The 18,665-nt window shown below is 43.3% G+C and carries 19 protein-coding genes and 1 pseudogene; 14 read left to right on the forward strand and 6 right to left on the reverse strand.

Features of this window, described 5'->3' with window-relative positions; genetic code table 11:
• Positions 1-24 precede the first annotated feature (24 nt).
• From treP to yidD, 12 genes are all read left to right on the forward strand, one after another.
• Complete coding sequence (treP, locus tag K1I71_RS03145) at positions 25-1,992, forward strand: PTS system trehalose-specific EIIBC component (RefSeq protein ID WP_223330200.1); 1,968 nt, start codon at positions 25-27, stop codon at positions 1,990-1,992.
• 63 nt (positions 1,993-2,055) lie between these two features.
• Positions 2,056-3,681 carry an alpha,alpha-phosphotrehalase gene (gene treC / locus K1I71_RS03150; RefSeq protein WP_223330201.1) on the forward strand — a complete coding sequence of 542 codons (1,626 nt, stop codon included), beginning with the start codon at positions 2,056-2,058 and terminating at the stop codon, positions 3,679-3,681.
• A gap of 141 nt (positions 3,682-3,822) precedes the next feature.
• On the forward strand, positions 3,823-4,071 hold the full coding sequence (locus K1I71_RS03155; RefSeq protein ID WP_000364990.1) for a YneF family protein: 249 nt from the start codon (positions 3,823-3,825) through the stop codon (positions 4,069-4,071).
• A gap of 199 nt (positions 4,072-4,270) precedes the next feature.
• A complete protein-coding gene (gene racE, locus K1I71_RS03160; RefSeq protein ID WP_033684754.1) occupies positions 4,271-5,065 on the forward strand; it encodes a glutamate racemase in 795 nt (264 codons plus the stop codon).
• Entirely contained in the window at positions 5,062-6,033 is a 972-nt protein-coding gene (locus K1I71_RS03165) for a nucleoside-triphosphate diphosphatase (RefSeq protein WP_223330202.1), read from the forward strand. The genes racE and K1I71_RS03165 overlap by 4 nt, the downstream gene beginning before the upstream one ends.
• Positions 6,009-6,530 carry a metallophosphoesterase gene (locus tag K1I71_RS03170; protein ID WP_020902175.1) on the forward strand — a complete coding sequence of 174 codons (522 nt, stop codon included), beginning with the start codon at positions 6,009-6,011 and terminating at the stop codon, positions 6,528-6,530. The genes K1I71_RS03165 and K1I71_RS03170 overlap by 25 nt, the downstream gene beginning before the upstream one ends.
• On the forward strand, positions 6,527-6,988 hold the full coding sequence (gene cbpB, locus K1I71_RS03175; protein ID WP_004260968.1) for a cyclic-di-AMP-binding protein CbpB: 462 nt from the start codon (positions 6,527-6,529) through the stop codon (positions 6,986-6,988). The genes K1I71_RS03170 and cbpB overlap by 4 nt, the downstream gene beginning before the upstream one ends.
• On the forward strand, positions 6,985-7,719 hold the full coding sequence (xerD, locus tag K1I71_RS03180; RefSeq protein WP_317628049.1) for a site-specific tyrosine recombinase XerD: 735 nt from the start codon (positions 6,985-6,987) through the stop codon (positions 7,717-7,719). Before cbpB ends, xerD begins: the two co-directional genes overlap by 4 nt.
• Positions 7,719-8,447: a segregation/condensation protein A gene (locus K1I71_RS03185; RefSeq protein ID WP_223330204.1), complete on the forward strand. Its 729-nt coding sequence runs from the start codon at positions 7,719-7,721 to the stop codon at positions 8,445-8,447. The genes xerD and K1I71_RS03185 overlap by 1 nt, the downstream gene beginning before the upstream one ends.
• Positions 8,448-8,465: 18 nt before the next feature.
• Positions 8,466-9,035 carry an SMC-Scp complex subunit ScpB gene (scpB, locus tag K1I71_RS03190; protein WP_223330205.1) on the forward strand — a complete coding sequence of 190 codons (570 nt, stop codon included), beginning with the start codon at positions 8,466-8,468 and terminating at the stop codon, positions 9,033-9,035.
• Entirely contained in the window at positions 9,022-9,744 is a 723-nt protein-coding gene (locus tag K1I71_RS03195) for a pseudouridine synthase (RefSeq protein WP_084374598.1), read from the forward strand. The genes scpB and K1I71_RS03195 overlap by 14 nt, the downstream gene beginning before the upstream one ends.
• The gene (gene yidD, locus K1I71_RS03200; protein WP_223330206.1) at positions 9,744-9,986 is read left to right on the forward strand and encodes a membrane protein insertion efficiency factor YidD; all 243 of its coding nucleotides are present in this window, start codon (positions 9,744-9,746) and stop codon (positions 9,984-9,986) included. Before K1I71_RS03195 ends, yidD begins: the two co-directional genes overlap by 1 nt.
• Positions 9,987-10,093: 107 nt before the next feature.
• Here yidD and K1I71_RS03205 read toward each other — a convergent pair whose 3' ends face one another.
• The 5 genes from K1I71_RS03205 to galE form a co-directional block, all read right to left on the reverse strand.
• On the reverse strand, positions 10,094-11,059 hold the full coding sequence (locus K1I71_RS03205) for a siderophore ABC transporter substrate-binding protein (RefSeq protein WP_223330207.1): 966 nt from the start codon (positions 11,057-11,059) through the stop codon (positions 10,094-10,096).
• Between the two features lie 95 nt (positions 11,060-11,154).
• A complete protein-coding gene (locus tag K1I71_RS03210) occupies positions 11,155-11,907 on the reverse strand; it encodes an iron ABC transporter ATP-binding protein (RefSeq protein WP_223330208.1) in 753 nt (250 codons plus the stop codon).
• A complete protein-coding gene (locus K1I71_RS03215) occupies positions 11,904-12,860 on the reverse strand; it encodes an iron chelate uptake ABC transporter family permease subunit (RefSeq protein ID WP_223330209.1) in 957 nt (318 codons plus the stop codon). Before K1I71_RS03215 ends, K1I71_RS03210 begins: the two co-directional genes overlap by 4 nt.
• Complete coding sequence (locus K1I71_RS03220) at positions 12,850-13,809, reverse strand: ABC transporter permease (RefSeq protein WP_223330210.1); 960 nt, start codon at positions 13,807-13,809, stop codon at positions 12,850-12,852. The genes K1I71_RS03215 and K1I71_RS03220 overlap by 11 nt, the downstream gene beginning before the upstream one ends.
• A gap of 143 nt (positions 13,810-13,952) precedes the next feature.
• Positions 13,953-14,951 (reverse strand): UDP-glucose 4-epimerase GalE, encoded by a 999-nt coding sequence (gene galE / locus K1I71_RS03225; RefSeq protein ID WP_223330211.1) that lies wholly within the window; start codon positions 14,949-14,951, stop codon positions 13,953-13,955.
• 293 nt (positions 14,952-15,244) lie between these two features.
• On the opposite strand from galE, the gene pepA reads away from it, so the two are divergent.
• Both pepA and K1I71_RS03235 read left to right on the forward strand, forming a co-directional pair.
• Complete coding sequence (gene pepA, locus K1I71_RS03230) at positions 15,245-16,309, forward strand: glutamyl aminopeptidase (protein ID WP_223330212.1); 1,065 nt, start codon at positions 15,245-15,247, stop codon at positions 16,307-16,309.
• An 18-nt stretch (positions 16,310-16,327) separates the two neighbouring features.
• Complete coding sequence (locus K1I71_RS03235; RefSeq protein ID WP_223330213.1) at positions 16,328-16,624, forward strand: bacteriocin immunity family protein; 297 nt, start codon at positions 16,328-16,330, stop codon at positions 16,622-16,624.
• Positions 16,625-16,720: 96 nt separating this feature from the next.
• Here K1I71_RS03235 and K1I71_RS03240 read toward each other — a convergent pair.
• Positions 16,721-18,352: pseudogene (locus tag K1I71_RS03240) on the reverse strand (Na/Pi cotransporter family protein).
• Positions 18,353-18,665 lie beyond the last annotated feature (313 nt).

The following is an 18,665-nucleotide window of genomic DNA, read 5'->3' on the forward strand; positions in this document are numbered from 1 at the left end:
TTTGACAAGTATAAGGAGAATCAAATGGGAAAATTTGAACAAGAAGCCAAAGATTTGCTTCAAGCAATTGGAGGCAAAGAAAATGTGACTGCCGTAACCCACTGTGCGACACGGATGCGGTTTGTTTTAGGAGATGATAAAAAGGCTAATGTTAAGGCTATCGAGTCAATTCCAGCTGTTAAAGGAACCTTTACCAATGCAGGTCAATTTCAGGTGATTATTGGGAATGATGTGCCCATCTTTTATAATGATTTTACAGCTGTTTCAGGCATTGAGGGTGTTTCTAAAGAAGCAGCCAAGTCAGCAGCTAAGAGTAATCAAAACGTGGTCCAACGTGTCATGACCACTCTGGCGGAAATCTTTACTCCGATTATTCCAGCCTTGATTGTTGGTGGATTGATCCTCGGTTTTCGTAATGTCTTGGAAGGTGTCCATTGGTCTATGTTGGATGGTAAGACCATCACAGAAACCTCTCAGTTTTGGGCAGGTGTCAATCACTTCCTCTGGTTGCCTGGTGAAGCTATCTTCCAGTTCTTACCAGTAGGGATTACTTGGTCTGTATCTCGTAAGATGGGAACCAGCCAGATTTTAGGAATTGTGCTCGGAATCTGTTTGGTTTCTCCTCAGTTGCTTAATGCCTATGCGGTTGCTTCGACACCTGCATCAGAAATTGCAGCAAACTGGGTTTGGAATTTTGGCTATTTTACTGTTAATCGTATCGGTTACCAAGCCCAAGTTATCCCAGCCTTGCTTGCAGGTTTGAGTCTGTCTTATCTTGAAATTTTCTGGCGCAAGCATATCCCAGAAGTGATTTCTATGATTTTTGTACCTTTCTTGTCTTTAATTCCAGCCTTGATTTTGGCTCATACTGTTTTGGGACCAATCGGTTGGACAATCGGGCAAGGACTTTCATCAGTTGTCTTGGCAGGATTAACTGGTCCTGTTAAATGGCTCTTCGGTGCAATTTTTGGTGCCCTCTACGCTCCATTTGTCATTACAGGTCTGCACCATATGACCAATGCTATTGATACACAATTGATTGCAGATGCTGGTGGAACTGCCCTCTGGCCTATGATTGCTCTTTCTAATATTGCCCAAGGTTCGGCCGTATTTGCTTACTATTTCATGCACCGTCATGATGAGCGTGAGGCTCAGGTTTCACTTCCTGCCACTATTTCAGCCTATCTCGGTGTCACAGAACCAGCCCTCTTTGGGGTTAATGTAAAATATATTTATCCATTTGTAGCTGGAATGACTGGTTCAGCCCTTGCAGGCATGTTATCCGTTACTTTTAATGTGACTGCGGCTTCTATTGGTATCGGTGGTTTGCCAGGTATCCTCTCTATTCAACCTCAATACATGCTGCCATTTGCAGGAACTATGCTAGTCGCTATTCTTGTTCCAATGCTCTTGACTTTCTTCTTCCGCAAGGCTGGTTTCTTTACAAAAACTGAGGATGATACAGACTTGCAGGCAGAATTCGTTGCACAAGAAGAAGCAGAATTTGTGAGCCATGAACCAGTAGAACATACTCCAGTAGAAATTGTTAGCCCACTTGAAGGACAAGTAAAAGAACTAAGTCAAGCAACTGATCCAGTCTTTGCTTCAGGTGTCATGGGGCAAGGTCTGGTCATTGAACCAAGTCAAGGTGAGTTGACTTCTCCAGTCAATGGGACAGTTACGGTTCTTTTCCCTACCAAGCATGCCATCGGTATTGTCTCTGACGAGGGGGTGGAATTGCTCATTCACATCGGTATGGATACAGTAGGTCTGGATGGCAAAGGTTTTGAAAGTTTTGTAGCCCAAGGAGACCATGTCACAGTTGGTCAGAAACTGATTCGTTTTGATATGGATGTCATTAAGGCCGCAGGCCTGGTAACAGAAACTCCTGTTATCATCACCAACCAAGATGCTTATACAGCGACCATCACTGGAACTTATCCGACAACAATCCAAGCTGGAGAAGCTCTCATGGTCGCAACACGAATCTAATCAAAATAGCACAAATAGGGAAGGAAGACTGCTTCCTCCCTTTTATCAGAAAAGGAGAAACAGATGACACTTGATAAAGGAAAAGTAGTCTATCAAATCTATCCAAAATCTTACAAAGACACCACTGGCAATGGTATTGGGGACTTACGTGGAATTATCGAAAAAATCCCCTATCTAGCCAAGTTGGGCGTGGATATGGTCTGGCTCAATCCATTCTATCCAAGCCCTCAACGGGATAATGGTTACGATATTTCAGATTATATGGCAGTTGATCCTCTTTTTGGTGATATGGCTGATTTTGAGGAAATGGTGCGTGTCGGTCAAGAGCACAAGATTGACTTTATGCTGGACATGGTACTCAATCATTGTTCGACAGAGCATGAATGGTTTCAGAAAGCCCTAGCTGGTGACAAGTATTATCAAGACTTTTTCTTCATCCAAGACCAACCAACAGACTGGCAGTCTAAGTTTGGTGGCTCTGCATGGGCGCCCTTTGGGAATACAGGGAAATACTACCTTCACCTCTTTGATGAGACCCAGGCTGATCTTAACTGGCGCAATCCCAATGTCCGTAAGGAGCTTTTCAAGGTTGTTAATTTTTGGCGCGATAAGGGTGTCAAAGGTTTCCGATTTGATGTGATCAATTTGATTGGCAAGGACGAGGTCTTAGTGGATTGTCCTGAAAATGAAGGAAAGCCAGCTTACACAGACAAGCCCATCGTTCATGACTATTTGCGTATGATGAATCAAGCCACTTTTGGAGCAGACGATAGCTTTATGACAGTTGGGGAAATGTCTTCTACAACTATGGAAAATTGTGTCCTCTATTCATCGCCTGACCGTCAGGAATTATCCATGACATTTAATTTTCATCACCTCAAGGTGGACTACAAAGATGGGCAAAAGTGGACCTTGGCTCCCTTTGATTTTGAAGAGTTGAAAAGTCTTTATCATAGCTGGTGCAAGGAGATGAGTGATAAAGATGGGTGGAGCGCTCTCTTCTGGAACAATCACGACCAACCACGCGCTTTAAACCGTTTTGTCGATATTCAGAACTTTCGCAAGGAAGGGGCTACCATGCTAGCAGCCAGCATTCACCTGTCACGTGGAACACCTTATATTTATATGGGCGAGGAAATCGGAATGGTTGACCCAGACTATGATTCCATGGCTGACTATGTGGATGTCGAGTCCATCAATGCCTATCAGATGCTCTTAGAAGAAGGGAAGAGTCAGGAAGAAGCCTTCCAGATTATTCAGGCTAAGTCGCGTGATAATTCACGAATTCCCATGCAGTGGGATGCTTCGGAAAATGCAGGATTTACAGTAGGGACACCTTGGCTCAAGGCAGGAAAATCCTCCCCTCACATCAATGTAGAAAATGAAATCCAAGGCCCGATTTTCACCTTCTACCAAGACTTGATTCGACTTCGTAAAGAAATGCCTATCATCTCAGAAGGAAGTTACAAACCAGCTTTTGAAGACAGTCAGCAAGTCTACGCTTTTGAACGCCAGCATGAGGATCAAAAGTTACTAGTGCTCAATAATTTTTATGCCACAGAAGTGGAAATCGACTTATCAGTAGCCTACCAAAATGGACGAATTTTGATTTCAAACTATGAAGATGCAGAAGTGTCTGAAAAAATTCTACTCAAACCTTATCAAACACTGGCTATCCATGTAAATTAAACTCAGTAAGGAGCTCTCTTTTGCAGAAAAGCAGGGTTCTTTTTGCTGTCTATTCCCTCCCTGAAAGCGTAAAACAAACTAGTCAGGGTGGCTAGTTTGTGGTATAATGAAAGAGACTCAAAAAGAAACAGGAGAAAAATGATGGATTTACTATTAGCAATTGTATTGATTGTGCTAGCTTTTCTAGGAGGAGCTCTTGGAGGGATGTACTTGGTTCGTAAGCAAATTGAAAAAGAATTCGCTGACAACCCACGTTTGAATGCTGAAGCAGTTCGTACTCTTTTGAGTGCAAATGGTCAAAAACCAAGCGAAGCTAAGGTACAACAAGTTTACCACCAAATCATCCGCCAACAAAAGGCAGCCCTTGCTAACAATAAAAAGAAAAAATAAATAAGGAAAAGTCTGGGATGAAAGTTCCAGACTTCTCACTATGTTGGTTATGGTTTAGGAATGCGACTTTTTCCTTGCATTCTATTGATATTTGATTATGATTAAGAGAGATAGTTGTTGATTAGGATGTCATTCAGTTCATAAGGATCAATAATCATAATGAACTATCAATCAGAAAAAAGACTAGAAAGAAGACTGTATGGATAATCGACCAATTGGTTTTTTGGATTCGGGTGTCGGGGGCTTGACCGTTGTGCGCGAGCTCATGCGCCAGCTTCCCCATGAAGAAATCGTCTATATTGGAGATTCGGCACGGGCGCCTTACGGACCCCGTCCTGCTGAGCAAATTCGTGAATATACTTGGCAGTTGGTCAACTTTCTCTTGACCAAGGATGTCAAAATGATTGTCATTGCTTGTAATACTGCGACTGCGGTCGTCTGGGAAGAAATTAAGGCTCAACTAGATATTCCTGTCTTGGGTGTGATTTTGCCAGGAGCTTCGGCAGCTATCAAGTCCAGTCAAGGTGGGAAAATCGGAGTCATTGGAACGCCCATGACAGTACAATCTGACATCTATCGTCAGAAAATCAACGATCTGGATCCGGACTTACAGGTGGAGAGTTTGGCCTGTCCCAAGTTTGCTCCCTTGGTGGAGTCTGGTGCTTTGTCAACCAGTGTCACCAAGAAAGTGGTCTATGAAACCCTGCGTCCCTTGGTTGGAAAGGTGGATAGCCTGATTTTGGGCTGTACCCATTATCCACTTCTCAGACCTATTATTCAAAATGTTATGGGGCCCAAGGTTCAACTTATCGATAGTGGGGCAGAGTGCGTACGAGATATCTCAGTCTTACTTAATTATTTTGAAATCAATCGTGGTCGCGATGCTGGACCACTCCATCACCGTTTTTACACAACAGCCAGCAGCCAAAGTTTTGCACAAATTGGTGAAGAATGGCTGGAAAAAGAGATTCATGTGGAGCATGTAGAATTATGACAAATAAAATTTATGAATACAAGGATGAACAGGACTGGTATGTCGGGTCCTATGGTATTTTTGGTGGTGTCCGGACTTTGACTGGTGATGACTTGGATTTTCCTCTATTTGAGTTTGCCCAAAGATTTCGAGATGAGGAACAAGGTTTTCCTATTTCTGTGATTGTTTTACGCTATGGTTCTCTCTACCGTTTATTGTCTTTTGTGGTAGATATCCTCAACCAAGAAATGGGACGAAATCTGGAAGTCATCCAACGTCAGGGAGCTTTTCTCTTGATTGAAAATGGGCAACTCCTGCATGTAGCATTGCCTAAAGAAGGGGTCAATGTTCATGATTTCTTTGAGACAAGCAAGGTCAGAGAAACCTTATTGATTGCGACTCGTAACGAAGGCAAGACCAAAGAGTTCCGAGCTATCTTTGATAAGTTAGGCTACGATGTGGAAAATCTTAATGACTATCCTGACCTGCCTGAAGTAGCAGAAACAGGCATGACCTTCGAAGAAAATGCCCGTCTCAAGGCAGAAACTATTTCTCAATTAACGGGCAAGATGGTTTTGGCAGATGACTCTGGTCTCAAAGTCGATGTCCTTGGTGGCTTGCCAGGTGTCTGGTCAGCTCGTTTCGCAGGAGTGGGAGCTACTGACCGTGAAAACAATGCCAAACTCTTGCACGAATTGGCCATGGTCTTTGAACTCAAGGACCGCTCGGCTCAATTCCATACAACCCTAGTCGTAGCCAGCCCAAACAAGGAAAGCTTGGTTGTTGAAGCAGACTGGCCTGGCTACATTAACTTTGAACCTAAGGGTGAAAATGGCTTCGGCTATGATCCTCTCTTCCTTGTAGGAGAGACAGGCAAATCATCAGCTGAATTAACCCTTGAAGAAAAAAATAGTCAATCTCACCGTGCCTTAGCCGTTAAGAAACTTTTGGAGGTATTTCCATCATGGCAAAGCAAACCATCATTGTAATGAGCGATTCCCATGGCGATAGCTTGATTGTGGAAGAAATCCGTGATCGCTATGTAGGCAAAGTTGATGCCGTTTTTCATAATGGCGATTCTGAACTGCGTCCGGATTCTCCCCTTTGGGAGGGCATCCGCGTTGTTAAAGGGAACATGGACTTCTACGCAGGCTATCCAGAACGTCTGGTGACTGAGCTTGGTTCGACCAAGATTATCCAAACTCATGGTCACTTGTTTGACATTAATTTCAATTTTCAAAAGTTGGACTACTGGGCTCAGGAAGAAGAGGCCGATATCTGTCTCTATGGTCACTTGCATGTGCCAAATGCTTGGATGGAAGGCAAGACCCTCTTTCTAAATCCAGGTTCCATCAGTCAACCACGTGGGACCATCAGAGAATGTCTCTATGCTCGTGTGGAGATTGATGATAGTTATTTTAAAGTGGACTTTTTGACACGAGACCATGAGGTGTATCCGGGCTTGTCCAAGGAGTTTAGCCGATGATTGCCAAGGAGTTTGAGACTTTCTTGTTGGGGCAGGAGGAAACTTTTTTGACCCCTGCTGAAAATCTAGCCGTGTTGATTGATACTCACAATGCGGATCATGCAACCCTCTTGCTCAGTCAGATGACCTATACCCGTGTTCCCGTTGTGACAGATGAAAAACAGTTTGTTGGGACGATTGGGCTCAGAGATATTATGGCTTATCAGATGGAGCATGATTTGAGTCAAGAAATCATGGCAGATACGGATATCGTTCATATGACGAGAACGGACGTAGCGGTCGTCTCGCCTGATTTTACCATTACGGAGGTCTTGCACAAGCTGGTAGATGAGTCATTCTTGCCGGTTGTGGATGCGTCTGGTATTTTCCAAGGAATCATCACGCGTAAGTCCATCCTCAAGGCAGTCAATGCCCTCTTGCATGACTTTAGTAAGGAATATGAGATTCGATGCAAATGAGAGACAGGATTTCAGCCTTTTTAGAGGAAAAGCAGGGTCTGTCTGCAAATTCCAAGCAGTCTTATAAGTATGATCTAGAGCAATTTTTAGACATTGTAGGCGAGCGGATTTCTGAGACCAGTCTCAAAATTTACCAAGCCCAGCTAGCCAATCTAAAAATCAGCGCCCAGAAGCGAAAGATTTCGGCCTGTAACCAATTTCTCTACTTTCTCTATCAAAAAGGAGAAGTGGATAGGTTTTACCGCTTGGAATTAGCCAAACAAGCTGAAAAGAAGACCTCAAAACCAGAACTGTTAAACCTAGACTCTTTTTGGCAGGAAAGTAATTATCCAGAGGGGCGTTTACTGGCTCTTCTTATCCTAGAAATGGGGCTCTTGCCGAGTGAGATTTTAGCTCTTAAGGTTGCGTATATCAATCTGGATTTTCAGGTGTTGCGAATCAAGAAGGCTTCCCAACAGAGGATTGTCACTATTCCCACGACCTTGCTTTTAGAATTGGAACCCTTGATGGGCCAGACCTACCTCTTTGAAAGGGGAGGAAAGGCCTATTCTCGTCAGTGGGCCTTTCGTCAGTTGGAGTCCTTTGTCAAGGAGAAAGGTTTCTCAACCTTATCCGCTCAAGTCTTGCGGGAACAGTTTATTCTAAGACAAATAGAAAACAAGGTCGATTTGTACGAAATTGCAAAAAAATTAGGATTAAAAACAGTCCTGACCTTAGAAAAATATAGATAATGGATATTAAATTAAAAGATTTTGAAGGGCCCCTGGACTTGCTCTTGCACCTTGTTTCTAAGTACCAGATGGATATCTACGATGTGCCTATTACGGAAGTCATCGAACAGTATCTAGCCTATGTCTCAACCCTGCAGGCTATGCGTCTGGAAGTGACGGGTGAGTATATGGTTATGGCTAGTCAGCTCATGCTGATTAAGAGCCGCAAACTCCTTCCAAAGGTAGCAGAAGTGACCGACTTGGAGGACGATCTAGAGCAGGATCTTCTCTCTCAAATCGAAGAATACCGTAAGTTTAAGCTCTTGGGGGAGCATTTGGAAGCCAAGCACCAAGATCGGGCCCAGTACTATTCCAAAGCGCCGACAGAGTTGATTTACGAAGATGCGGAGCTTGTTCATGACAAGACGACCATTGACCTCTTTTTGGCTTTTTCAAATATCCTAACCAAGAAAAAAGAGGAGTTTGCACAGAATCACACGACTATCCTGCGGGATGAGTATAAGATTGAGGACATGATGGTCATCGTAAAAGAGTCCTTGACTGGACGAGATCAATTGCGCTTGCAGGATTTGTTTAAGGAAGCCCAGAATCTCCAAGAGGTCATCACCCTCTTTTTGGCAACCCTAGAGTTAATCAAAACCCAGGAGCTGATACTTGTGCAAGAAGAGAGTTTCGGAGATATCTATCTCATGGAAAAGAAGGAAGAAAGTCAAGTGGAACAAAGCTAAACTTGATAGAGAGGAAAGATGAGTACTTTAGCAAAAATAGAAGCGCTCTTGTTTGTAGCGGGTGAAGATGGGATTAGAGTCCGCCAGTTAGCTGAACTCCTCTCTCTGCCACCGACAGGCATCCAACAGAGTTTAGAAAAATTAGTCCAGAAGTATGAAAAGGACCCAGATTCCAGTTTGGCCCTGATTGAGACAGGGGGCGCTTATAGATTGGTGACCAAGCCTCAATTTGCAGAGATTTTGAAGGAATACTCTAAGACGCCTATCAACCAGAGTTTATCTCGGGCTGCCCTTGAGACCTTGTCCATCATTGCCTATAAGCAGCCGATTACGCGGATAGAGATTGATGCCATCCGTGGGGTCAATTCGAGTGGGGCCTTGGCAAAGTTGCAGGCCTTTGACTTGATACGAGAAGACGGAAAAAAAGAAGTGTTGGGGCGCCCCAACCTCTATGCGACAACGAATTATTTCCTGGATTACATGGGGATAAACCATTTAGAAGAATTACCAGTGATTGATGAGCTTGAGATTCAAGCCCAAGAAAGCCAATTATTTGGTGAAAGGATAGAAGAAGATGAGAATCAATAAGTATATTGCCCACGCAGGTGTGGCCAGTAGGAGAAAAGCAGAAGAGCTGATCAAGCAAGGCTTGGTGACGGTTAACGGCCAAGTGGTACGTGAACTAGCAATCACTATCAAGTCAGGCGACAAGGTCGAAGTTGAAGGGCAACCTATCTACAACGAAGAAAAGGTCTACTATCTGCTTAACAAACCACGCGGTGTCATTTCCAGTGTGACAGATGACAAGGGCCGCAAGACGGTTGTCGACCTCTTGCCCAATGTCAAAGAGCGTATCTACCCTGTGGGACGTTTGGACTGGGATACATCCGGTGTTTTGATTTTGACCAATGACGGGGATTTTACAGATGAAATGATTCACCCTCGTAATGAGATTGACAAGGTTTATGTCGCGCGTGTTAAAGGTGTGGCCAATAAGGACAATCTTCGTCCCTTGACCCGTGGACTTGAGATTGATGGCAAGAAAACCAAACCAGCTGTCTATGAGATTCTCAAAGTGGACCCAGTTAAAAACCGCTCTGTGGTGCAGTTGACCATCCATGAAGGGCGTAACCACCAGGTTAAAAAGATGTTTGAAGCTGTCGGTCTTCAAGTGGACAAGTTATCACGGACTCGTTTCGGACATCTAGACTTGACAGGTCTTCGTCCAGGAGAATCCCGTCGTCTTAATAAAAAAGAAATCAGCCAACTACACACCATGGCTGTAACCAAGAAATAATGAAACGAATTTTAATAGCGCCTGTGCGCTTTTACCAACGTTTTATCTCCCCAGCCTTTCCACCCTCTTGTCGCTTTGAGCCGACTTGTTCCAACTACATGATTGAGGCTATTGAAAAACATGGCTTCAAGGGTGTCTTGATGGGCTTGGCTCGGATTTTACGTTGCCATCCCTGGTCGAAAACAGGTAAGGACCCCGTCCCAGACCACTTTTTACTCAAGCGGAATCAAGAAGGGGAATGAGGTTGGACAAACAGATTTCAAAATGATAAAAACGCATCCTATCAGGTTTGAGTGAGCTTGATAGGATGCGTTTTATCATGTAAAGATGTGATTGAGTTTAAAGTAGCTTATTTCAAGGCTTTTTGTGCGTCTTCAATCATGAGTTTTGTTGATTCAAGTCCGCCTCCGCTTAGATACCAGAGATCTGGTGTCAGTTGGATAATCTTACCGTTTTTAGCGGCAGGTGTTTCAGCGATGAGGGCATTTTCTAGGACGCCGTCGTTGCTTGAGTTGTCCCCACCGATGGCAAGGGTACGGTTGATGACAAAGAGAATGTCAGGATTGATTTCTTTGACACTTTCAAAGCTGACTTCTTGTCCGTGGCGAGAATCTTCAAATTTTGTATCAGTTGGTTTGAATTTCAAGGTTTGGTACAAGAAAGAGAAACGAGATTGGGCACCAAAGGCTGCCATTTTTCCTTCGTTGAGGAGGATGGCAAGGGCTTTTTTGTCAGAGCTTTCATTTTTAGTAGCGACTTCTTGTATGCTCTTGTCTAGCTTGGCCAATTCTTCCTTGGCTTTCTGTGTGCCTGTTTCACCGAAGGCACTTGCTAAGGATTCGATATTTGCCTTGGTAGAAGTCCAGTAGTCATCTTTGCCTGCTTGGAAGAGAACAGTCGGAGCGATTTCGTTGAACTTATCTACGAATTTTTGGGTACGTGGTGAAGCGATAATTAGGTCTGGTTCAAGAGCAGCAAGGGCTTCTAGGTCTGGCTCAACCATAGAACCAACATTTTTAACTTTTCCAGCTAGGTCTTTAAGATAAGTCGGAACAGTTTTTGTAGGCATTCCGACGATATTCTTTTCAAAACCTAAAGCGCGAATAGTATCCGCAGCACCGAGGTCAAAGGTCACAATCTTTTCAGGGACTTTTGAAAGTGTGACTACACCTAGTGAACTTTTAATGGTTACCTCTGTTGGAGCAGAGCTACTTGACTCCGTCTTACTAGTGCTTGAGTTTGTACTACATGCACCAAGTAGGAGCAAGAAGCTGGCCGCTAGGGCAGTGAGATAAAATTTAAGGGATGTTTTCATGATTTCTCCTTTTTAAAATATGATAACGATGTAGGGAGTCTCTAGGTTTTATTGACTAAGAGACTGAAGGTTCTCTAACTTGAGTTTCTATGTTACTAGCTATAGATACAGATCTTTTTGCCATTGATATCAGCTAGCGTGATGGGAATCTCATAGAGTTGACTGAGCAGGTCAGCCTGCATGATTTGATCTGTTCTTCCCTTGCTAAAGACTTGACCGTCCTTGAAGGCGACAATTTCATCTGCATACTGACTGGCCATGTTGATATCGTGGAGGACGATGATAATGGTCTTGCCGAGTTCTTCCACCAGTCTCCGAAGAATCTGCATCATACTGACGCTTTGTTTGATGTCGAGATTGTTGAGTGGTTCGTCCAGCAAGATAAAGTCTGTATCCTGGGCCAGTACCATAGCGATAAAGACCCGCTGGAGCTGGCCTCCAGACAGGCTATCGATGTAGCGGTCTTTTAAGTTGGTCAGTTCTAAATAGTCCATAGTTTCTCGGATTTTTTCCCAATCTTCTGGTCTCAGTCGACCTCGACTATAGGGAAAACGTCCAAAACTAACCAGTTCTTCAACAGTCAATTTGGCTTGGTAATTGATTTTCTGCTTTAGGATAGTCAGTTCTTGAGCCAGTTCTTGCGAATTCCAGCTCTCGATTTCACGGCCTTTGATACTGAGAATTCCCTGATCTTTCTTGCTCAGTCTGCTCATGATGGAGAGGAGAGTTGATTTTCCAGCACCATTTGGACCAATGAAGGCTGTCAGTTTCTGAGGACTGACTTCAAGCGAAATGCCTTGCAAAATATCCTGTTTTTGAATGGATTTGTCAATGTTTTCCAGTTTCACTGACGCGCCCTCCTGTATAGTAAGATAAAGAATAAGAGACCACCTACGCTCTCGATGATCATGCTGATGCGAATTTCCAGTGCAAAGACTCGTTCAATCAGGGCCTGCCCCAAGGTTAAGCTAATAAATCCAACCAGAATGGCTACGATAAAGAGTAACTTGTGCCGATAGTCTTTGACAATCAGGTAGGTGAGGTTAGCCAGCATAAAGCCGAAGAAGGCCATAGGCCCTACCAAGGCAGTGGCCGTTGAGGTCAAAAGCACGATGCCCCAGAGGAGTTCTTTCTGTTCTTTTTCAACATCGAGTCCCAATATCTGAGCCGTTTCTCTTTGTAGGTGCAAGACATCCAGAATGACTGCTTTCCGAAAGAAAAAGATGGTCAAAGCAAGGATAATCAGAGAACCGATGGCTAGGATGGAAGTGTTGAGATGTTGAAAGGAGGCAAAAAGACTGTTTTGCAGTTTATCGTATTCGTTTGGATCCATCAAGACCTGAAGGAAGGTACTGATATTTCGAAAGAGACTTCCGAGGGCTAGACAAATCAGCAGGATAAAGACCAGATCTTGTTTCATCAGTGTCTTCAAGTAGCCTTGTAAGGCGAGAAAGAAGAGGGATTGGACAAGAAGTAAGACTAGGAATTCTAAGATAGGGGACTTGCCAAGTTGAAGAAACTTGCTTTCAAAAACCAGTAGTAGGGTTTGTAGTAGGACGTAGAAGGATTCGATTCCTAAAATACTAGGAGTCAGGAAACGATTTTCCGTCAGGGTTTGAAAACTAATGGTCGAAATCCCAGTTGCGATAGCTACCAAGAGATAAACGATAATCTTTTGGGAACGCAACTTCCAAGCAAAGGCAGACAGGTGGGTGATGGGCCAAAAATAGAGGAGACAAGCTCCGATGGCCAGAATAATGAGAAGGCAGAAGAGTTTGGTATGTTTGCTTTTAAACTGCATCTTTTCGTCCCCCTCTCCAGAGAAGTAGGATAAAGATGAGGCTACCGATGATTCCTAGCAAGAGACTGACAGATAGCTCATAGGGTCGAATCAAGACTCGAGAGAGGATGTCGCAGGCTAGGACCAGATTGGCACCGACCAGTGCGACCATGAGTTTGGTTTGACTCAAATTATCTCCATAACGCTTGCGAACAAGATTGGGAACGATGACCCCGAGAAATGGCAAGCCACCCACGGTAATCATGGTGACACTAGTCGTTAGCGCCACCAGAAAGAGGGCCAGTTTTTCAAGTAGGGAGTAGGAAATCCCCAAACTTTCGCTAGTTTCTTTTCCTAGATTCATGATGGTAAAAGTTTGGGATAATTTCCAAACGGCTATCAGGATAATGAGACCTAAAAAGAGCCATTCATACTGATGAGTCTGAATCATGGAGAAGGAGCCCTGGGTCCAGGCAGTCATACTCTGAACCAGATTGAAACGGTAGGCGATAACTTCTGTCACAGAACCGATAATCCCGCTATAGATGATCCCAATAAGAGGCAACATCCATCTTTCCTTTACAGTAAAAATGGTCATAAAGGCTAGGAAGAAGAGGGTGAATACGATGGATGAAATAAAAGCGAAGAGCATCTTTTGGGTCAGACTAGCCGACGGAAAGACAAAGAGGCTCAATACCATTCCTAGTTTAGCGGCTTCAGTGGTCCCAACTGTACTCGGAGCAGCAAACTGATTTTGGGTGATGGTTTGCATGAGGAGCCCTGCCATACTCATACTAGAGGCAGTTAGGAGAATACTAATCGTTCTTGGAAGGCGTGACTCTTGAAAGAGGAGCCAAGTTTCATGATCCAGAGCAAAAAGCTTTCCCCATGAAAAATCACTGGTTCCAATGCTAATAGAGAGAAAGACCAGGACTAGAAGTAAGCCAATTAAATAATGAGAAAGTTTCATACCCCGTCCTTTCAAATAGATTTGGTACCGAAAGATACCTGCGGATATTACTGTAACATGATTTATTTAATCTGTCAATAAATTTTCTGACAATTTAATAAATAAAACAAGGAGAGAGTACCAGGACCTTCTCCTCTGTTTTCCTATTCTAAAATGTTTTTGCCTTCTTTAACACGCCAACGATAATCTGATAAAATAATATCTTCGAGGGAGTAGCTAGCCTTCCAATCAAGATATTTTTTAGCTTTTGATGCGTCTGCTAGGACGCTAGCTGGGTCACCAGCACGGCGAGCAACAATTTCGTGTGGTATTTTTTGATTCAGTAATTCTTCAGCAGTTTTAAAGATTTCTTTGACGGTATATCCTTTTTCAGTTCCTAGGTTAAAGATTTGAGAAGAACTGTCTTCTTGAAAGAGGTAGTTCATTCCTTTAACATGGGCCTGTGCAAGGTCCAAGACATGAATGTAATCCCGAATACATGAACCGTCACGTGTATCGTAGTCATCTCCAAATATTTTTAGGCTATCATTTTGTCCCAATGCGGTCTTGTTGATGTTGGGAATGATATGAGTTGGATTTTTCACTCGCAGACCGTTTGAAGCATCCATTTCAGCCCCAGCTACATTAAAGTAACGGAAAATGACATATTTCCAGTCGTAGCGATTGGCCATCCAGTAAATCATTCGTTCGCCCATCAGTTTTGTCTCTGCATAAGGGTTGACAGGGTCGAGCAGAGTATCTTCAGTCGCTGGCTTGTCAATACAGTTATTACCATAGAGAGAAGCGGTTGAAGAGAACATAAATTTTTGAATGCCAACTTCAGATAGGACTTTGAGAAAGTGGTTCATACCAGCAACATTGGCAGTGAAGTATTTACTTGGATTTTCAATACTTTCGCTCACGACAATTTCACCTGCGCAATGCAGAACAGCATCAATCTTATTTTCTTCCAAGTAAGCTTTTAGAGTACTAGCATCATAAACATCTAGTTGTTTAAAGCTAGCACGACTATCCACAGCCGAATGATTTCCTGTAGAGAGATTATCGAGGACATGCACTTGGTAACCAGCATTTAAAAGAGCTTTAACGGTATGTGAGCCAATGTACCCAGCTCCACCTGTAACAAGAATTGTTTTTGTCATGATTTTTTCCTTCTCCTAGTTTTGTACTATTTTAAAGAAAGAAGAAGGGAAAGTCAACTATTTTCTGTAATTTTCATGAAAAACTGAACGAATATAGTGATGGATTATTTTTTGTTTGGAAATTAAGATTTTGGTTAATCTTGGAATATTTCTTAGATTTTACCACACAAGCAAGCGAATACGATTTTTTTCTAAGATACAGTAAGACTAAGACACTACTTTAGAAATCCACCTTCCCACTATCCTTCTCCTATAAAAAGTGGTAAAATGGATGAAAGAAAGAAGGAACTGAAATGACAACATTATTTTCAAAAATCAAAGAAGTAACAGAACTTGCTGCGATCTCAGGTCATGAAGCACCTGTCCGTGCTTATCTTCGTGAAAAATTGACACCGCACGTGGATGAAGTGGTGACAGATGGCTTGGGTGGTATTTTTGGGATCAAGCATTCAGAAGCTGCGGATGCACCGCGTGTTTTGGTCGCTTCTCACATGGATGAAGTTGGTTTTATGGTCAGCGAGATTAAGCCAGACGGTACCTTCCGTGTCGTTGAAATCGGTGGTTGGAACCCTATGGTGGTCAGCAGTCAACGCTTTAAACTTTTTACGCGTGACGGTCGTGAAATTCCTGTGATCTCAGGTTCTGTTCCGCCACATTTGACACGTGGAACAGGTGGACCAAGCATGCCAGCCATTGCCGATATCGTTTTTGATGGTGGGTTTGCGGACAAGGCAGAGGCAGAAAGATTTGGCATCCGTCCGGGTGACACTATTGTCCCAGATAGTTCTGCTATCTTGACAGCCAATGAAAAAAATATCATCTCAAAAGCTTGGGACAACCGCTACGGTGTTCTTATGGTTAGTGAGCTAGCAGAAGCCTTGTCAGGTCAAAAACTGGGAAATGAACTCTATCTTGGCTCTAACGTCCAAGAAGAAGTTGGTCTGCGTGGTGCCCATACTTCTACAACTAAGTTTGACCCAGAAGTTTTTCTGGCAGTTGACTGCTCGCCAGCAGGTGATGTCTACGGTGGTCAAGGCAAGATTGGAGATGGAACCTTGATTCGTTTCTACGATCCAGGTCACTTGCTTCTCCCAGGGATGAAAGATTTCCTTTTGACAACGGCTGAAGAAGCTGGCATCAAGTACCAATACTACTGTGGAAAAGGCGGAACAGACGCTGGAGCGGCTCATCTGAAAAATGGTGGTGTCCCATCCACAACTATCGGTGTCTGCGCTCGTTATATCCATTCTCACCAAACCCTCTATGCGATGGATGACTTCCTAGAAGCCCAAGCTTTCTTGCAAGCCTTGGTGAAAAAATTGGATCGTTCAACGGTTGATTTGATTAAACATTATTAAACATAAGGGAGGTGCCGGATGGCAGAAGCAAATCTAGAAAACCTTATAAAAGATCTTTACAATCATGCTCGCCATGATTTGAGTGAAGATTTAGTTGCTGCTCTCCTAGAGACTGCTAAAAAACTGCCTGCTACAAATGAGCAATTATTAGCAGTTCGTCTCTCAGGACTTGTCAATCGTGAATTGCTCATCAATCCCAAACACCCAGCACCTGAATTGATCAACTTGGCTCGCTTTATCAAAAGAGAAGAAGCCAAGTACAGAGGAACCGCAGCTTCTGCGCTTATGTACGGAGAACTCTTTAAGATGCTTTGATTCCATTGTGGATCAAAGCATTTTTCTATATGCTAGAAAATAATTCCTTAATGAGGAAACGAAAAAGCCACCCAAGCAAAGGTGGCTTATGACTTATTAAATTTGTTCAGCGATGACCTTTTCAGCAAGGTTCATGGCGTGGTCAGATACACGGGTGTAGTGGGAAATGATGTCGATGAAGTTGACCCCAGCTTGTGTAGAACACTCACCTCTGTTAAGGCGTTTGATGTGGGTCTTTCTGAGAACGCGTTCCATATTGTTGATTTCTTTATGGCGTTCAATCAGACTTTGAGCTTTTTCAATATCATTGTTTTCCACACTATCAAGGGCATCCTTGATAAATGCAGTTGTTGCTTGATAAATCTCAGCTAATTCCTCTAAAGCAGCTTCAGAAAATTGAACATTCTTACGTTGGAGGTAGTCTGTTAGGTTGAGCAATCCTTCTGCGTGGTCCCCAATCCGTTCCAAATCTCGAGACGAATCGAGTACGTTGGTTAAAATCTCACTTTCTTTTGGGCTTAGGGGCTCGCTGGATAGTTGAATGAGGTAGTGGGTGAGTTCTTCGTCGATAGTATTGATAGCTTCCTCCGTCTTGTGACCTTTTTGTCCGACTTTTTCATCGGTGTAGAGAATGTAATCATAGGCCAAATCAAAGGCACTAGCAGCATAATTCCCCAAGTGAAGGAGTTCTTTTTTGGCGTTTCCAAGAGCGATTGAAGGGGCTTGTTTGATGAGGTATTGGTCCAGGTAAAGGGGTTCGTATTTAACCACCTCATCTTCACCAGGAATGAGTTTCGTAACAAAGTAAGCCAAGGCACCAATAAATGGAAATTGGACGATTGTGTTAGTGACGTTAAAGGCTCCATGAGAAAAGGCAATCGTCATCTCAGGTGAGAGGTGAAGGAGTGTTTGGAAGTACTCAATCATAGCAGTGAAGGGGTCTAACAAGATTAAGCAAAGGATGGTTCCTAAAACGTTAAAGGTAACGTGGGTTGCCGCAACACGTTTAGCGGAGATGTTAGCTCCAGTTGCCGCAATGATAACGGTTAGGGTTGTCCCAATATTGTCTCCAAAGAGAACTGGTAGTGAACCTTTAAGGTCAAGGAACCCACCTGCATAGAGGCCTTGTAGAATCCCGATAGTTGCAGAAGAGGCCTGTATGAGGACAGTAATGACTGCACCGGTCAAAACTCCTAAAATCGGATTTTGTCCCAGAGTGATCATGTATTCCTTAAATTGCGGAAGGTCCTTGAGGGGGCTCATGCCAGCACTGATCAGATTCAGGGCGTAGAAGATTCACCCGACTCCAAACAGGATGCGCCCGATATTATTTGCTGTTCTGTTTTTAGTAAAGAATAGCAACATGGTTCCAAGGAAAATCAAGGGTAAAGCATACTCGCCAAGCTTGAAACCGATGATAAAAGAAGTAACAGTGGTCCCGATATTGGCGCCCATAATAATGCCGATAGCCTGTCGAAGAGTGAGAAGACTAGCGCTGACCAGCCCAACTGTGATGACTGTAACTCCTGTACTTGACTGAATGAGAGCAGTTACGACAATTCCGACTAGAACGCCTAAAAAGGGATTGCTAGTGTACTTGTCAATGTAAAAACGAAGGCGATCTCCAGCAGCTTGTTGTAAACCGTCTCCCATGGTTTTGATGCTGTATAAAAAGAGCCCCAAGCCTCCTAAAAACTGAAATAAGATTTCCTGCCAATTAATTGTCATGGCTCTAACCTCCCAAAAATCTATGAAAAATTTCCATTTCTATTTTAATGCTTCAAGTCATTTTCGACAAGTATTTGGAGTGAAATTTTTAAAAAAATTTCCATTATTAACCTCTGTATACCTTTTTTTCATCAATTTAAAGGACTTTGAAAAAAAGATTGAAGCGCTTTCTAAAACTTTGTACAATAGAGCTTGTGGAAACCCTTTCTATAAAAGGGAAGTTAGCACCTGGCAAACAAGCTCACTGACACCTGACCAAAAAGGATTCATGAGTCTTATACTCTTCGAAAATCAAATTCAAACCACGTCAGCT

The sequence above is a fragment of the Streptococcus mitis genome (assembly GCF_019929545.1).
Taxonomy (GTDB): Bacteria; Bacillota; Bacilli; order Lactobacillales; family Streptococcaceae; genus Streptococcus; species Streptococcus mitis_BU.

What these genes read in the sequence shown, in the direction of transcription:
- K1I71_RS03185 (WP_223330204.1), top strand. Translation starts at nt 7,719, where the DNA reads ATGGATATTAAATTAAAAGATTTTGAAGGGCCCCTGGACTTGCTCTTG.
- yidD (WP_223330206.1), top strand. Translation starts at nt 9,744, where the DNA reads ATGAAACGAATTTTAATAGCGCCTGTGCGCTTTTACCAACGTTTTATC.
- galE (WP_223330211.1), bottom strand. Translation starts at nt 14,951, where the DNA reads ATGACAAAAACAATTCTTGTTACAGGTGGAGCTGGGTACATTGGCTCA.
- K1I71_RS03165 (WP_223330202.1), top strand. Translation starts at nt 5,062, where the DNA reads ATGACAAATAAAATTTATGAATACAAGGATGAACAGGACTGGTATGTC.
- treP (WP_223330200.1), top strand. Translation starts at nt 25, where the DNA reads ATGGGAAAATTTGAACAAGAAGCCAAAGATTTGCTTCAAGCAATTGGA.
- K1I71_RS03170 (WP_020902175.1), top strand. Translation starts at nt 6,009, where the DNA reads ATGGCAAAGCAAACCATCATTGTAATGAGCGATTCCCATGGCGATAGC.
- K1I71_RS03220 (WP_223330210.1), bottom strand. Translation starts at nt 13,809, where the DNA reads ATGAAACTTTCTCATTATTTAATTGGCTTACTTCTAGTCCTGGTCTTT.
- treC (WP_223330201.1), top strand. Translation starts at nt 2,056, where the DNA reads ATGACACTTGATAAAGGAAAAGTAGTCTATCAAATCTATCCAAAATCT.
- K1I71_RS03205 (WP_223330207.1), bottom strand. Translation starts at nt 11,059, where the DNA reads ATGAAAACATCCCTTAAATTTTATCTCACTGCCCTAGCGGCCAGCTTC.
- K1I71_RS03155 (WP_000364990.1), top strand. Translation starts at nt 3,823, where the DNA reads ATGGATTTACTATTAGCAATTGTATTGATTGTGCTAGCTTTTCTAGGA.
- scpB (WP_223330205.1), top strand. Translation starts at nt 8,466, where the DNA reads ATGAGTACTTTAGCAAAAATAGAAGCGCTCTTGTTTGTAGCGGGTGAA.
- cbpB (WP_004260968.1), top strand. Translation starts at nt 6,527, where the DNA reads ATGATTGCCAAGGAGTTTGAGACTTTCTTGTTGGGGCAGGAGGAAACT.
- xerD (WP_317628049.1), top strand. Translation starts at nt 6,985, where the DNA reads ATGAGAGACAGGATTTCAGCCTTTTTAGAGGAAAAGCAGGGTCTGTCT.
- K1I71_RS03215 (WP_223330209.1), bottom strand. Translation starts at nt 12,860, where the DNA reads ATGCAGTTTAAAAGCAAACATACCAAACTCTTCTGCCTTCTCATTATT.
- pepA (WP_223330212.1), top strand. Translation starts at nt 15,245, where the DNA reads ATGACAACATTATTTTCAAAAATCAAAGAAGTAACAGAACTTGCTGCG.
- racE (WP_033684754.1), top strand. Translation starts at nt 4,271, where the DNA reads ATGGATAATCGACCAATTGGTTTTTTGGATTCGGGTGTCGGGGGCTTG.
- K1I71_RS03235 (WP_223330213.1), top strand. Translation starts at nt 16,328, where the DNA reads ATGGCAGAAGCAAATCTAGAAAACCTTATAAAAGATCTTTACAATCAT.
- K1I71_RS03195 (WP_084374598.1), top strand. Translation starts at nt 9,022, where the DNA reads ATGAGAATCAATAAGTATATTGCCCACGCAGGTGTGGCCAGTAGGAGA.